The following is a 14,315-nucleotide window of genomic DNA, read 5'->3' on the forward strand; positions in this document are numbered from 1 at the left end:
CGTGGCGTCCGGAGGAGAAACCGATGAACCTTGACGAGTACATGTCCCTGGACGCGACCGCATTGGCCGAACTGGTAGCGGCCAAGCAGGTCACGCCGCCCGAACTTCTGGCGTTGGCGCGGCAACGAGCGGACGAGGTCAATCCGCGGTTGAACGCGATCGTCCGCCGACTCGGCGATGTCGCGGACAGGCGGGCCGCCGATCCCGACCTGAGCGGGCCGTTCGCCGGCGTGCCCTTCGTGATCAAAGACCTCGCGCAGGAGTACCGCGGTTTTCCGACCTCGAGCGGTTCCCGGTCGCTCGCCAGCGACGTGGCCGATCGGCACGCGCTGGTCACTCAGCGGTTCCTGGACGCGGGACTGGTGATTTTCGCGATGACCAACACCCCCGAGTTCGGGGCCAAGGGCGTGACGGAATCCGATTATTGGGGCCCGGCGCGTAACCCGTGGAACACCGCGCACACTCCCGGCGGCTCATCGGGCGGGTCCGGGGCCGCGGTCGCGGCGGGGATCGTTCCGGCCGCGGGGGCCAACGACGGAGGCGGGTCGATCCGCATCCCCGCCGGCTGCAACGGGCTCGTCGGCCTCAAGCTGAGCCGGGGGCTGTCCCCCTATGGCCCGCAGACCGGGGAGCCGATGTTCGGAATGGTGACCCAGGGCGTCGTTTCACGGACCGTGCGGGACAGCGCCGCGCTGTGCGACTCGATCGTGGGCCGCGATCCGCATGCCGCCTACGAAGTCGCCCTTCCGCGAGGCACTTTCGCCGACCACATCAAACGTCCCCCGGGCGCGCTGCGGATCGGGTACTCATGGTCCTCGGCGATCAACCCGCGACCCGACCGAGAATCCGTTGCGGCGGTGGAAAGGGCGGCGAGTCTGCTGAGCGATCTGGGGCATCGGGTCGAGGAGGTGGCGCCCCCGTACGACGACGCCGCCCTCGCCCGTGACTTCCTCACCATCTGGTTCGCGCAGCTCTATCACCACGTCGAGGACGCCCGGCAACGCACCGGCGCCCGTGATCGCGATTTTGAGGCCGATACCTTGGCAGTGAGCGAACTCGCAAGAGCCACCGGTGTTTTGGCGCCGATCTTCGCGCTGGAAAATCGGAACGACCACATCCGGTCCCTGGCGACGTTCCACGAGAGCTTCGACTGCTTGCTGACCCCGACCTTGGCTACGCCGCCGCTGAGCATCGGGGCTACCGCGACGCCGCGGCTTCTGCAACGGGCGGCCCGCGTGGCCAGCACGCTGCGCGCGGGAAAGGTCATGGCGCGCAGCGGAATTCTTGATCAACTGATCGAGGAGAGCCTGGGTTGGGTGCCCTACACGCAGCTCGCCAACATCACCGGGCGCCCCGCGATCAGCGTTCCGCTGCATTGGACGCACGCCGGGCTACCCCTCGGTGTGCAGTTGGTGGGGCGGCTCGGCGCGGACGGTGACCTTCTCCAGTTGGCAGCCCAGCTCGAAGAGGCGAGGCCGTGGGCTCACCGGCATCCGGCTCCCGCCTGACTAGCCCGACGTGTCGGCGCCGTCTCCCGGCGCGCGGTCGCCCCGCCAAAGCCTGGCGAACCGCTTGGCCACGTCGCCAAGCAGGTTGCCCGACCGTTGGGAAGCCTTGATCCTGCCGAGAGCCTGTTTCCCTTCCTCGGCGTAGTCGTTGACGGTTTCGTCGCCTTCCTCAGCGCGCATCCTTGCCTCCAGTCCTCATCAAGCTTTGTGTCTCCGCCCTTGGCGCTCGGGCGGCTCCGACGGCGTCAAACGTTCCGGCGACTCGGCCGGTTTGAGCCGTTCAGGTGTTTCGGTCGGTGTGAACCGCTCGGGCGTCTCACTGGGAGTGCCACGCTCCGGCGGCTCGCTGGTGTCCAACATCGAGCCCTCCGATCGGCTCATGAAGGCCTACCCGCCGACCCGGGGGGTCAAAACGCGTACGGCCCTTCTCAGGACACCGGCTCCTTGCTGGCTTTGACCGGCACGGTGCTCGGCGGCAGTTTCAGCAAGTTGCCGCGCAAACTCCCTCGCGCGGTGCGCGCAGCCACCAACAGCCAGGTGAACAGCAGCCCGGCGTACGCGATGGCCCCGGCCACCCGGAAGGCGGGCAGATGGGTGTGGCCGGCGAGCTGGGCTGTGCCCGTGACGAACGTTCCGACCGGGAAAGTCAGACTCCACCACGTCAGGGCGAACGGCATCCCGCGCCGCAGTGTGCGCACGGTCAGTGCGGTGGCCAGCGCGATCCACAACACCGCGAACCCCCACACCGGAACTCCGTAGAGGATCGCGAAAGCGTTCAGGTCCTCGGCCAGCTCCCGGTCCACGGCCAGGCCGGCGTTGGCCCCCAAAAGACCTGCGGCCGTGATGGATTGCCCGAGCGGGCCTAACACGATCCACAGTGTGGGGACGCGCGCGGAGCCCGACGTGCCATATAACGTCAGGCGCGCCCAGATCATCGCGATGATGTTCAGGGAAGCCAGCAACGACAGCCCGAACATCGCGTAGCAGCCGAACAGCATGGTCTCGCGCCCGGTGCCCGCCGCCATATGTGGGAGCAGCAGCGCGCCCATGGCCGCGGTCACCATGGGCGGAACCACCGGCATCAGCCAGCCCCCGAACGCCGCGTCGGGCTCGACGTTGTGCTGGGTGAACATCAGGTACGGAATGCTGACCGCGGTGAACAACCCACCCAGCGTGCCCCCCGTCCAGAGCACCCAATCCAGGTCGACAGCGACGCGCTCACCGATCAGGTCCCTTCCGACCAGCACCGCTCCCCCTCCGACTGTCATCAGGGCCATGGGCGCGGCGCCGTAGAAGTGCGCCATCTGCGGGTTGCGCGCGTGGGTGCGCGCCACGGTGGGGTGACGCAGCCAGTGGCCACCCACCAGGACGATCAGCGCCACGAGCAGGACGGCCGCGATCACCCAGACCACTTGGGCGAATGCGCGCAACCCGACCACGTGGATCGGCAGGGTGGCACCGGCGATGGCCACGATGCCGGTACCCATCACCGAGGCGAACCAGTTGGGTCCGATGTTGCCCAGTACCTCGACCCGGGTCTGCGGCGCCGGCGCGCCATCCGGGTTTGCAGTGGCCATAGCTGAGAAACCCTACTGCGCCTGGCCGGCCCGGGCAGGCATGCCGCTTACACTCCAACGGTGATGCATCCGGCACCCGCAGCGAAGCAAGGCCTCAACAGGGCCGCGGTGAGGGTCGGGATAGCCGCCCTGGTGGTGCTCGCCGTTCTGGCCGCACCCATCAAACAACGATGCGGGGCGCCGGGCCTCTCGTGCGCGACGGCGGTGGACCCCCAAGGCAACATTCACTACTACTACGAGGTGGAGCCGCTGGGCGTGTACCTCGCCGAGGTCATGGCCGGCACCAACATCACCATCTTCTACGAATCCGGCGACGACCTCGTCAAAGCCCGCTAGCCGTCGTACCGGCTCGGTAACGACTTCGGGTCGGTCTCGTCGGCGCTGTGACCTAGTCGAGACCACGGCGCGACGCTCCAGCCAAAAGATGCTGGTCAGACGCGGATTCGGGCGAAAAATTCTCGCCCGGAGCGCCGGCCGGGGCCGGGTTTGAGGGCGTTCTCGATTGGGGCCTTCACAGCAAGCTAACGCATACTTGACACCATGCTCGAAGCGACATCGCCGCAAACCGCCGGTGCGGTGCCTGGCGATGCGCTGGGTGTGGGCAGAGGTTTGTGATGGCCCGCTCGGGCGGTGCCCATCACCGCCACCGAGCCGTCCGTCAGCCCTCCCGTTTCCGCAAAGGGCTGACGCGCACCCTGGGCGCGCTGATCTCGGTGGCCGCGATCGGGCTGACCGGGGCGGGTTACTACGTCGCCCACGGCGCGCTGGGCGGCATCACCGTTTCGAACGCCCTGCAGCCGGACGACCCGCGGTCCACCGGCGACGACATGAACATCCTGTTGATCGGGCTGGACTCCCGTAAGGACCAGGACGGCAACGACCTGCCCTGGTCGATCTTGAAGCATCTACACGCCGGCGATTCCGACGACGGCGGCTACAACACCAACACACTGATCCTCGTGCACGTCAGCGCCGACAACAAAGTCGTCGCGTTCTCGATCCCCCGCGACGACTGGGTGGCGTTCAACGGGGTGCCCGGATACAACCACATCAAGATCAAGGAGGCGTACGGCCTCACCAAGCAGTACGTCGCGAACAAGCTCGCCAATCAGGGCACCAGCAGCCAGAAGGAACTCGAGACCAAGGGCCGTGAAGCCGGGCGGGCCGCGACGCTACGCGCAGTGCGCAGCCTGACCGGCGTTCCCATCGACTACTTCGCCGAGGTCAACCTGGCCGGGTTCTACGACCTGGCCCAGACGCTCGGCGGGGTGGAGGTCTGCCTCAACCATCCCGTCTACGACTCCTACTCCGGCGCCGACTTCCCGGCCGGGCGGCAGACGCTGGATGCCTCCGAGGCCCTGTCCTTCGTGCGGCAACGACACGGCCTGGAAAACGGGGACCTGGACCGCACTCATCGCCAGCAGGCGTTCATCTCGTCGGTGATGCAGGAGCTGCAGGCCGCGGGCACCTTCACCGATCTGGACAAGCTCAAGAGCCTGATGGCGGTGGCGCGCAAGGATGTGGTGCTGTCGGCCGGTTGGGACGAGGAGATGATCCAGCGGCTGGGCTCGCTTGCCTCCAGCGGCCAGGTTGAGTTCCGGACGCTGCCGGTGGTGCGGTACGACAACATCGACGGCCAGGACGTCAACATCGTCGACCCGGCCGCGATCAAGGCCGAGGTGGCGACGGCCATCGGCGCCTCGCCTCCCACCTCCGCGCCCGCCACCACGGCCGCCAAGCCGAGCCCGTCGACCGTCGTCGATGTGGTCAACGCCGGCAGCATGAGCGGGCTCGCGACCGAGGTGTCCCACGCGTTGCAGAACCACGGCTACACCACCGGTCAGACTCGCGACCGCAACTCGGGCGAACCGACCGCGAGCACGGTCGCCTACGGCGCGGGCGCGGAGACCGACGCGCGCAACGTGGCCAAGCTGCTCGGCCTCGACGCGCCAAGCCAGCCCGATCCCAACCTGCAGCCCGGACACATCCGGGTGACCGTCGACACCAACTTCTCGGTGTCGACGGTGGACGATGGCACGACCGACGAAACGTCCAGCACCACAACGTCCAGCAAGGCCAAGCCGTACTACTACAACGGCACCACCACGACCTACCCGACGCCCGATCAGGGGAAGCCGATCGACGGCGGCGGCGTGCCGTGCGTTAACTAGACGGTCTGCGAGCTGGGGGACAGGTCGCCGCCATCACTCAAGCGTGGGTTCCACCGTCGATGCGGATCTCGGTTCCGGTGATGAACGCGCCGTCCTCGGACACCAGCATGGCGATAACCCCGGCGACCACGCCCGGATCGGCCATCCCGGTGCCGCTGGACTCGACGGTGGTCGGCAGGATCGGCATCAGCCTAGAAAAGAGCGCCCAGTCAGCATCTTTCGGGATGTACCCGCCGGTCGCGTCGGTGATCCCGGACTTGATGCTGCCCGGTGCCACGCACACCGCGCGCAACCCGTCGCGGGCGTATTCGAGCGCCAGTGAATGGGTGAAGGCCTGAATTCCGCCCTTACTCGCCGCGTATGCCGCCATGTAGGGGTGGGCGAACGAGGCCGAGGTTGAACTGAAGTTGACGATCGCGCTGCGCGAGTTCCCCAGCAGCGACGGAAGCGCTTCCCGGACAACGAGAAACGTGCCCGTCAGGTTCACACCGATGATCTGGTTCCAAAGATCCAGGGTGGTCTCATGGGTGTGCGCCGCGCGCAGGATGCCGGCGGCGTTGACCAACGAATCCAGGCCGCCGAGCGTCTCGACGGCCAGGCACACCCCGTCGATCACCGAGTCCTCGTTGCCCACGTCCATCGGCAGGGTGGTGAGGCGGCCGGCGGTGGCGGCCGCGTCCGCCCGGGACCTGGTCGCGTCCAGGCCGGCCTCCGCGACGTCGGAGGCCACCACGGTGGCGCCCTCGTCGAGCAACCGCAACGCGGTCGCCTGCCCGATGCCCGACCCGGCGCCGGTCACCAGGACCCGTTTGCCCTCGAGTCGCTTCATTTGCCGCTCCCGTCACTAGGCGTGCCCTCATCGTAAGGAGCGGCCCATACCGCTCCCCAGAAAGGGCCGTTCCACGGAAAGGGCACAGTGGAGGCATGGACATCGGATTCATCGGCCTGGGCAACATGGGCCACGGCATGGCCACCAACCTCTTGCAGGCGGGCCACCGCGTCACCGTCTACAACCGCTCCCCGGAAAAGGCCGAGGCACTCGCGCAGCAGGGCGCCACGGCCGCGGGCACCGTCGCCGAGGCGTGCGACAGCGCCGAGGTCGTGTTCACCATGCTGGCCGACGACCGAGCTGTCGAGAGCGTGGCCTTCGGCGAGGCCGGCATCGTCGCGTCGCTGGCACCGGGCACCACGCACGTTTCGTCGAGCACCATCAGCGTCGCCCTCTCCGGGCGCCTGGCGGCCGCGCACGCCGACGCCGGCCAGCGGTATGCGGCGGCGCCGGTGTTCGGCCGGCCCGAAGCGGCTGCGGCCGCAAAGCTTTTCCTGGTCGCGGCGGGCGAGCCGCAGGTGCTGCAGCCGCTGACGCCGTTGTTCGACGCGATCGGGCAGCGGACCTTCGTGGTGTCCGAGGAGCCGCACACCGCCAACCTGGTGAAGCTGAGCGGCAACTTCTTGATCGCTTCGGTGATCGAGAGCCTCAGCGAAGCCGTCGCGCTGGTCACCAAGGCCGGGGTGGACAGGCAGCAGTACGTGGACATCCTCACGTCGACGCTGTTCTCCGCGCCTGCGTATCACACCTACGGCGGGTTGATCGCGCGGCGGCAATTCGAACCGGCCGGTTTCGCCGCCCAGCTGGGCCTCAAGGACATTCGCCTGGCCCTGGCCGCCGGCGAACAGCTGCAAGTGCCGCTGCCGCTGGCCAGCCTGCTGCGCGACCGCTTCCTCACGTTGGTGGCCACGGGCGGCGGGCACTTGGACTGGTCGGCGCTCGCCACGCTCGCCGACCGGGACGCCGGCCTGATGTCAGACGACCCCGCGTAACCCGTCGGCCCCGAACGCGGGTTCCAGCATCGCCGAATAGTCCGGTCCGCGGCGCAGCATCAGCCCGCCGTCCACGTTGATGACCTGCCCGGTGATGTAACAGGCGGCGTCGCTGAGCAGGAACATCGCCAAGTTGGCGACGTCCTCGACCTCGCCGGGACGGGGCAGCGGCGTGCACAGGCGGTAGTCCTCGCTCACCTCCGGAAGGGCGAACACCGGCGCCACCAGGTCGGTGCGGATCAGGCCAGGCCGAACGCTGTTGACCCGCACCCAGGACGGGCCGAGCTCGTCGGCGGCCAACTGCATCATGTGGTCCACCGCCGACTTGCTGACCCCGTAGGCGCCGAACCAGCGGTGCGTATTGCTGGCCGCGATCGAGGAGATGCCGACGAACGAACCGCCGCCACCGCGGACCAGCTCGCGCGCGACGTGCTTGAGCACGTACATGGTGCCGTTGACGTTGAGGTCGACGGTGCGCCGCCAGCCCTCCGAGTCGATCTGGGTGATCGGCCCGATCGTCTCCGAGCCCCCCGCGCAATGCACCGCCCCGTGCAGTTGACCGTGCCAGGCCGTCGCGGCGTCCACCGCGCGGGCCGCCTCCTCCTCGTTGGTGACGTCGGTGGGTTCGTAGCGGATCGAACCGCTGCCCCCCAGCGCTTCGATCTCGCTCACGGCCCCGGCCAGCCGGTCGGGGTTGCGGCCGACGATCATGACCGAGGCGCCCGACGCGACCAGGCCGGCGGCCACGCCCTTGCCGATCCCGCTGCCACCGCCGGTGACCAGATACGTCCGGTTTTCGAATGAAAGCTGCACGCGACGCCCTCTCGAACTGGAACAGGTTCTAAATATCGAACCATGCGGAAAACTCGCCGTGGCGACGGGTGCTCGCCACATGGGCCACCGTGGCGCCCGAGCGATGGACGATCGCCCGCCTCCGCGCGACAACCGGGCGCTCCGGCGGAACGACGGACGCTACGGCGTGTCGCGGCGGGCGACCTGCGTCGGCTTGGCGTTGCGCCAGTCCTCGACGTCGGGCGGCAGGCCGACCGCGTACCGGTTCTCGTTGTGGGCCGCCCAGTGCGCATGCCCCAGCTCGTGGATGTGGAACGCGTGTCGCAGCGCCTCGGTGAATCCCATGGCGTCGGAGGCGGCGTTGACCGAGTCCTTCACCAGCAACGCCGCCATCGTGGGCCGGTCGGCGATGCGCCGGGCGAATTCCAGTGTCTTCTCGGCCAACTCGTCTACGGGGAACACCTTGGAGACCATGCCGAGCCGGTAGGCCTCGTCCGCGTCCAGCGAATCGCCGGTCAGCAGCAGCTCTTTGGCCTTGCGGGCACCGAATTCCCAAGGGTGGGCGTAGTATTCGACGCCCGGCATGCCCAACCGGACCGCGACCACATCGCTGAACTTGGCGTTGTCGGCGGCCACGATCAGGTCGCACGCCCAGATCAGCATCAGGCCCGCGGAGATCGCGTTGCCCTGCACCTGAGCGATGGTGATCTTGCGCAAGTCGCGCCAGCGGCAGGTGTTCTGGAAGAAGTAGTGCCACTCCTGCAGGTAGATCTTCTCCACGATCGGTTCCCGCGTCCCGCCGTTGATGCGGAAGCTGGGCAACTGGCTACGTTCGGCGATCGCCAACTCGGAGCCCAGGTCGTGGCCCGCGGAGAAGTTGCGACCACGCGCCGCCAAAATCACCACGCGCACGGTGTCGTCGGCCTCGGCGCGCAGAAACGCCTCATCGAGTTGGATCAGCAGGCCGCGGTTTTGCGCGTTGTGCGCCTCGGGCCGGTTGAGCCAGATCCGGGCGATGCGGCCCTCGTCGAGGGTTTCGTAGCTCACCAACTCGTCAGCATCGGAGTTGCCCGTCTGGGAACCGGCTTGCTCTGAGAGTGTCATTTGGCCCACCTCACTCGTTGTCAGGTTCGACGTCGTTACACATTACGGCCAGTGTGTAAGCGCGCCCCGGCTGGGTGGGACCTGGGAATCCCAACATCAAGTCCTCGCCCACCTGCTCATCCTCCCATCACCTACAGTTAAGTCATGGCTACGAAATCTGACCCTGGCGAGATCGGCGACGTCGAACCGGTCGCCGACAGCACCGCCAGCCAGGCCAGGCGAGTCGTCGCGGCGTACGCGAACGACGCCGACGAGTGCCGCGTCTTCCTGTCCATGCTCGGCATTGGGCCCGCAAAACTCGACGCGTAGATGGCTCCCGGGGCCCGGCACGACTCAACCTTCGGGAATTCCGACTTCGTGGTGGTCGCCAATCGGCTGCCGGTAGACCAGGAGCGGCTTCCCGACGGCACCCGGGCGTGGAAACGCAGCCCCGGCGGCCTGGTGACCGCACTGGAGCCGCTGCTGCGCCGCAGGCGGGGCGCGTGGGTCGGCTGGTCGGGCGTCGCCGAGGAGGAGACCGACTTCGACGACGAGCCCATCGTCCAGGAGGACCTGGAGCTGCGACCGGTGCGGCTGAGCGCCGACGACATCGCCCAGTACTACGAGGGATTCTCGAACGCCACGCTGTGGCCGCTGTACCACGACGTCATCGTCAAGCCGATCTACCACCGCGAATGGTGGGAACGCTACGTCGAGGTCAACCGGCGCTTCGCCGAAGCCACCTCCCGCGCCGCCGCCCAGGGCGCGACCGTCTGGGTGCAGGACTACCAGCTGCAACTGGTCCCCAAGATGCTGCGGCAGCTGCGGCCGGACCTGACGATCGGCTTCTTCCTGCACATCCCCTTCCCGCCGGTGGAGCTGTTCATGCAGTTGCCGTGGCGCACCGAGATCGTCGAGGGCTTGCTCGGCGCCGACCTGGTGGGCTTCCACCTGGCCGGGGGCGCCCAGAACTTCCTGATTCTGTCCCGGCGGTTGATCGGCGCCAACACCTCCCGCGGCTCGGTCGGCGTGCGATCGCGGTTCGGTGAGGTCGACCTCGGTTCCCGCGTCGTCCGGGTGGGGGCCTTCCCCATCTCCATCGATTCCGGCTCGCTCGACCAGGCCGCCCGCGACCGCGAGGTCAGGCGCCGCGCCCGCGAGATCCGGGCCGAGCTGGGTAACCCCCGCAAGGTGCTGCTGGGGGTCGACCGCCTCGACTACACCAAGGGCATCGACGTGCGGCTCAAGGCTTTTTCCGAGCTGCTCGCGGAAGGCCGCGCGAAACGCGACGACACCGTGCTGGTCCAGCTGGCGACGCCGAGCCGCGAACGCGTGGAGAGCTACCAGATCCTGCGCAACGACATCGAACGCCAGGTGGGCCACATCAACGGCGAATACGCGGAGGTCGGCCACCCGGTGGTGCACTACTTGCACCGCCCGGTCCCTCGGAACGAGCTGATCGCCTTCTTCGTGGCTGCCGACGTCATGCTGGTCACCCCTTTGCGCGATGGCATGAACCTGGTGGCCAAGGAGTACGTCGCCTGCCGCAGCGACCTCGGCGGTGCGCTGGTGCTGTCGGAGTTCACCGGCGCGGCGGCCGAGCTCCGGCAGGCCTACCTGGTCAATCCGCACGACCTCGACGGTGTCAAGGACGCGATCGAAGCGGCGCTCAACCAGAACGCCGAGGAGGGCAGACGCCGGATGCGGTCCATGCGGCGCCAGGTGCTGGCCCACGACGTCGACCGCTGGGCGCGGTCGTTCCTCGACGCGTTGGCGAACCCGCGCGAGGCCGAGTGAGCGGCGCGAACCCATGGTGTGGCCGCGCAAACGCTGTGATACTCGAATGATCGGTGCAGGGGAAGGTCGGGAAGGGAGGGCATCGTGAAGCTCCGTCGCGGACTGGCCGCCGGCGCCGGCATCGTCTCGGCAGTCGCCATCGGAATCGCGCTGGAGTCCGGTGACCCGGCACACGCGGTGGGGCCGCCGCCGGATGGTAAGTACAACTACAACGAGGCGGGGGTGTCCGGGGTGACCTGGACGATCACGGCGTTGTGCGATCAGCCGTCCGGAACCCGAAACATGAACGACTACAACGACCCGATCGTGTTTGCGATGAACTGCGCGCTGAACATCGTGAGTTCGACGGCCGAACAGATCAGCACCGCGGACAAGTTGCAGAACTTCAGCGGCAGGGCCCGGATGACCAGTATGTTGTGGACATTCAAAGTCCAGAAATCAGACGGCGTTTCGTGTCCGGGCGGCGGCACGGCGCCGTCCACCGAAACCTATGCCTTCAGCGACGAGAACATGAGCGGCACCCACACCAGCATGCACGGCGCCGTCTGCGGCATGCAGCCGGAAATGACGAAGACGCCGTTCTCACTGGCCCTGGCCGGTCCGCCACCCAGCCCCATCGAACGTTATCCGTTGTACTGCAACGGCATTGCGATGTGCTACTAGATCGGCGTGATGTAGGCGATCAGCCATTGCTTGCCGACCTTCTTGAAGTCCACTCGCAACCGGCTCCCGTCGTAGAGCGGCTGGCGTGATTTGTCGGTCACGGTGCGGTTCATGTAGACCATCAGCGATGCCGATTCGCGTTTGGCGGACATGACGCCCACTCCCACGACGCTGGCCTGGACGACCACCTCACGCTTCTTGGCCTCCGGAATGATCTGCGCGTTGGCGCTTTTCCGGAATTCCTGGCGATAGTCCGGGGTGAGCAGCGGATACGCGTCGCTGAGGCTGCGTTCCACCGTCTGATAGTCGTAGGCGAAGACCTCGGGTATCTCCTTGGTGGCCAAGCCGGGCAGCACGGCCCGCGCCGCCTCCTCGCCGCGCGTCTGCACCCGCCCCCAGTAGAACCAGCCGGCCGCCGCGGACAACCCGACGAACACCACGATCAGGAGGTAGCCCGCGACGACGAGCAGCCGGCGCCGCCACCGCATTAATTGCCCCCGTTGGGATACTTCAGGTCGTAACCCGTCATCCGTCCCTGCTCGTCCTCGTGCACGATGACCCGCAGGCGATATGGCATGGACGGCTTGTTAACGCCGTCGATGTCGGCGACGGTGACCCGCACCGACACCAGCACCGACGCGTTGTCGGTGACGTTGTCGATGCCCTCCAGTGCCGCGCCGTTGATGACGGCCTCCGACGTCGCGCTGGTGGAGCGGAATATGCCCTTGAGGTTCTCGATGTTGTTGTTGGCGCCCAGCATTCCGCGCAGCGGGCCGCTGGTGCCGTTGTAGAAGCGGTTCACGCTCTCGTCGATGTTGTCCTGCTTGTAGCTGAACATGTTGACCACCGTCTGCGTCGCGGTGTCGACGAACCGTTGGTCGCGCGCCTGCTGGACGTTGGCGTGCCGTTGCTGGACGACGAGCACGGCCAGGCAACCGGCCAGCGCGCCGATGGCCAGCAGCGCGGCCGCGAACGAGATCCATGCCACCAGCGCGCGGTGCGGCTGCCGCCGCTGCGGCGGCTTGAGGGACTTGAAGGTCTTGACCGGCTTGGCCGGCTGCGCCGGCGCGGCCTCGACCTGCACCGTCGCCGCCGCGGTCGACTCGGCCTTCGCGGGGCCGGCCGCACGGGAGGCTCGACGACGCGCACGCGCGGTTGCCGTTGGCTCGTCTGCCACTACATCGGCCTCGGATCAAGCATCAAGTCCACCCAATTCTCGGCGCTCGACGCGCCGCTAGCACCGGCCGCGAAAATACCAGTGCCTCCGGCGGGGTCCTTGAATGCGCCGGTCTTTTCGTCGTAGGTGGCATACGCCGGCCCGCTGGCCTGCGGTTGACCGCCGGGCGGCGGCCCCCACGGTTTTTCCGGTCCCGGGCCCGCCGGGGGCGGGTTGATGCCTTCCGGTGGTGCCGGCGGTGGCAGCCACTTGGGATACGGCAACTGCGGCGGCACGGGCGGTACCCCGGGCGGCTGCCAGGACGTGAAGGGCGGTGGCGGCCCGTTGTCGTTGGGCGGTGGCGGGTCGAAGGCCGGTTGCTTGTTGGGCAACGGCCCCGGCCCGGGAACCACACCCGGTGGGGGCGGCCCGACGATGGGCGTCCCGGGATCCGGCTCAGCGCCGGGCGGGATGTACGGGAACTTGTTGGGCGGCAAGACATTCAGTCCGTTGGTCACCGGGGTGTCGTACGGCACCGGCGGACCGCGCCAGGGGTTGCGGCCGATGGGCACGTAGCCATTCGGGTCACGGCAGAGCTGCACGGTCGGCGCCCGCTTGCCCGGGAACTCCTGGCATGGGTAGTTACGCGCGCCGCGCACCGTGCTCGGGTCGTTCTGGGCGACCTTGCAATACATGTCCCTTGGCAACTCGCGCACCGTCTCATCGGCCGGCGTGCGCATCAACGGGGGCGGGAGGAAGCCGACGGCGCACGGCGGCGGGTCGTTGAGGTCGAGCTTGAAGTCGAGCTTGGCGCCCTCGTCCTGGGGCGCACCGCCGGCGGCCGTAGTGATCGCGGCGAACAACGCCGGCAGCACCACCAGCAGCTGCTCGATCGACTTGTGGTAGATGACGCCCACCCGGCCCAGGTTGGCCAGGCTGGCCGCCAACGCCGGGAAGGACGGCCGGATACCGGAGAACGCCGTGCTGGCCTCGTCGGTCGCCCCCGGCGCGGTGGCCAGCGTCGAACGCAACTCCGGGTCGGCCTGCCGCACCTCGGAGGTGAACCGCGCCAGCCCGTCGGACAGCGACTTGATGTCGGCCCCGGCGCGAATCTGCGCCTGCAGGAACGGGCCGGCCTGGTCGATCAACTGCGACGCTTGCGGGTAGTTGGCGTTGGCCTCGTCCACCAACAACCGGGCGGACTCGAACAGGCGGGCCAGCTCGGGTCCCGACCCGTTGGTGGCGGTGAACGTCTCGTGCAGCAGCTCGCGCAGCCTCGTGTCGCCCAGGCTGTTGGTCAACGCCTCCGCCCGCTTCAGCAGGTCGGCGACGTCCTGGCCGATCCGGGTGTTCTGCCGCTCGATGCGGAAGCCGTTGCGCAGCTTGGTCGTTGCGGGCGTACCCGGTGGCACCAGGTCGATGTACTGCTCACCGACGGCCGACACGCTCTTGACGGTGGCGGTGACGTTCGACGGGATGGGCGTCCCGCTGTTCAGCCGCATCCCAGCGGTGACGCCGTTGGGGTTGAGCCCCACCGACTCCACCCGGCCGACGGCGACGCCGCGATACGTGACGTTGGCGTTCTTGTACAGGCCGCCGCCGGCGACGAAATCGGCCGTGCCCGCATACGTTCCGAGGCCGAACGTCGACGGCAATCTCAGGTAGAACACCGCCATCACCGTCAACGTGATGGCCGTGATCAGCGCGAAGATCCACAGCTGGATCCTGGTCAGTTTGTCATGCATCT

The 14,315-nt window shown here is 68.0% G+C and carries 15 protein-coding genes; 7 read left to right on the plus strand and 8 right to left on the minus strand.

The window, feature by feature from the left end; all coding sequences use genetic code 11:
* Positions 1-23 precede the first annotated feature (23 nt).
* A complete protein-coding gene (locus BRW65_RS02975; protein ID WP_073871157.1) occupies positions 24-1,508 on the plus strand; it encodes an amidase in 1,485 nt (494 codons plus the stop codon).
* Here BRW65_RS02975 and BRW65_RS02980 read toward each other — a convergent pair whose 3' ends face one another.
* Positions 1,509-1,688, minus strand: a complete 180-nt coding sequence (locus tag BRW65_RS02980) for a hypothetical protein (protein ID WP_073871159.1) — start codon at positions 1,686-1,688, stop codon at positions 1,509-1,511.
* Between the two features lie 248 nt (positions 1,689-1,936).
* A complete protein-coding gene (locus tag BRW65_RS02990; RefSeq protein ID WP_073871163.1) occupies positions 1,937-3,085 on the minus strand; it encodes a TDT family transporter in 1,149 nt (382 codons plus the stop codon).
* A 63-nt stretch (positions 3,086-3,148) separates the two neighbouring features.
* Between BRW65_RS02990 and BRW65_RS02995 the strand changes: the two genes are divergently transcribed.
* Together BRW65_RS02995 and BRW65_RS03000 are read left to right on the plus strand one after the other, a co-directional pair.
* A complete protein-coding gene (locus BRW65_RS02995) occupies positions 3,149-3,421 on the plus strand; it encodes a hypothetical protein (RefSeq protein WP_073871165.1) in 273 nt (90 codons plus the stop codon).
* 278 nt (positions 3,422-3,699) lie between these two features.
* The gene (locus BRW65_RS03000; protein ID WP_073871167.1) at positions 3,700-5,256 is read left to right on the plus strand and encodes an LCP family protein; all 1,557 of its coding nucleotides are present in this window, start codon (positions 3,700-3,702) and stop codon (positions 5,254-5,256) included.
* 37 nt (positions 5,257-5,293) lie between these two features.
* Here BRW65_RS03000 and BRW65_RS03005 read toward each other — a convergent pair whose 3' ends face one another.
* Positions 5,294-6,085: an SDR family NAD(P)-dependent oxidoreductase gene (locus BRW65_RS03005; RefSeq protein ID WP_073871169.1), complete on the minus strand. Its 792-nt coding sequence runs from the start codon at positions 6,083-6,085 to the stop codon at positions 5,294-5,296.
* A gap of 95 nt (positions 6,086-6,180) precedes the next feature.
* Between BRW65_RS03005 and BRW65_RS03010 the strand changes: the two genes are divergently transcribed.
* Positions 6,181-7,077: an NAD(P)-dependent oxidoreductase gene (locus BRW65_RS03010; protein ID WP_073871171.1), complete on the plus strand. Its 897-nt coding sequence runs from the start codon at positions 6,181-6,183 to the stop codon at positions 7,075-7,077.
* Here the strand turns inward: BRW65_RS03010 and BRW65_RS03015 are convergent.
* On the minus strand, positions 7,060-7,890 hold the full coding sequence (locus BRW65_RS03015) for an SDR family oxidoreductase (protein ID WP_073871173.1): 831 nt from the start codon (positions 7,888-7,890) through the stop codon (positions 7,060-7,062). The genes BRW65_RS03010 and BRW65_RS03015 overlap by 18 nt on opposite strands.
* A gap of 159 nt (positions 7,891-8,049) precedes the next feature.
* Positions 8,050-8,973: an enoyl-CoA hydratase gene (locus BRW65_RS03020; protein WP_073871175.1), complete on the minus strand. Its 924-nt coding sequence runs from the start codon at positions 8,971-8,973 to the stop codon at positions 8,050-8,052.
* Positions 8,974-9,117: 144 nt separating this feature from the next.
* Between BRW65_RS03020 and BRW65_RS31150 the strand changes: the two genes are divergently transcribed.
* From BRW65_RS31150 to BRW65_RS03030, 3 genes are all read left to right on the plus strand, one after another.
* Positions 9,118-9,282 carry a hypothetical protein gene (locus BRW65_RS31150; RefSeq protein ID WP_102419489.1) on the plus strand — a complete coding sequence of 55 codons (165 nt, stop codon included), beginning with the start codon at positions 9,118-9,120 and terminating at the stop codon, positions 9,280-9,282.
* A complete protein-coding gene (locus BRW65_RS03025) occupies positions 9,283-10,749 on the plus strand; it encodes an alpha,alpha-trehalose-phosphate synthase (UDP-forming) (protein ID WP_073871177.1) in 1,467 nt (488 codons plus the stop codon).
* 84 nt (positions 10,750-10,833) lie between these two features.
* Entirely contained in the window at positions 10,834-11,412 is a 579-nt protein-coding gene (locus tag BRW65_RS03030) for a hypothetical protein (protein ID WP_073871179.1), read from the plus strand.
* On the opposite strand, the gene BRW65_RS03035 is transcribed toward BRW65_RS03030, so the two are convergent.
* From BRW65_RS03035 to BRW65_RS03045, 3 genes are read right to left on the minus strand one after another with little or no spacing between them, the layout of a single operon-like run.
* Positions 11,409-11,900 carry a mammalian cell entry protein gene (locus tag BRW65_RS03035; RefSeq protein ID WP_073871181.1) on the minus strand — a complete coding sequence of 164 codons (492 nt, stop codon included), beginning with the start codon at positions 11,898-11,900 and terminating at the stop codon, positions 11,409-11,411. The genes BRW65_RS03030 and BRW65_RS03035 overlap by 4 nt on opposite strands.
* Positions 11,900-12,589 carry a mammalian cell entry protein gene (locus BRW65_RS03040; RefSeq protein WP_073871183.1) on the minus strand — a complete coding sequence of 230 codons (690 nt, stop codon included), beginning with the start codon at positions 12,587-12,589 and terminating at the stop codon, positions 11,900-11,902. The genes BRW65_RS03035 and BRW65_RS03040 overlap by 1 nt, the downstream gene beginning before the upstream one ends.
* A complete protein-coding gene (locus BRW65_RS03045) occupies positions 12,589-14,313 on the minus strand; it encodes a virulence factor Mce family protein (RefSeq protein WP_073871185.1) in 1,725 nt (574 codons plus the stop codon). Before BRW65_RS03045 ends, BRW65_RS03040 begins: the two co-directional genes overlap by 1 nt.
* Positions 14,314-14,315: the final 2 nt, after the last annotated feature.

The sequence above is a fragment of the Mycobacterium paraffinicum genome, assembly GCF_001907675.1.
Taxonomy (GTDB): Bacteria; Actinomycetota; Actinomycetes; order Mycobacteriales; family Mycobacteriaceae; genus Mycobacterium; species Mycobacterium paraffinicum_A.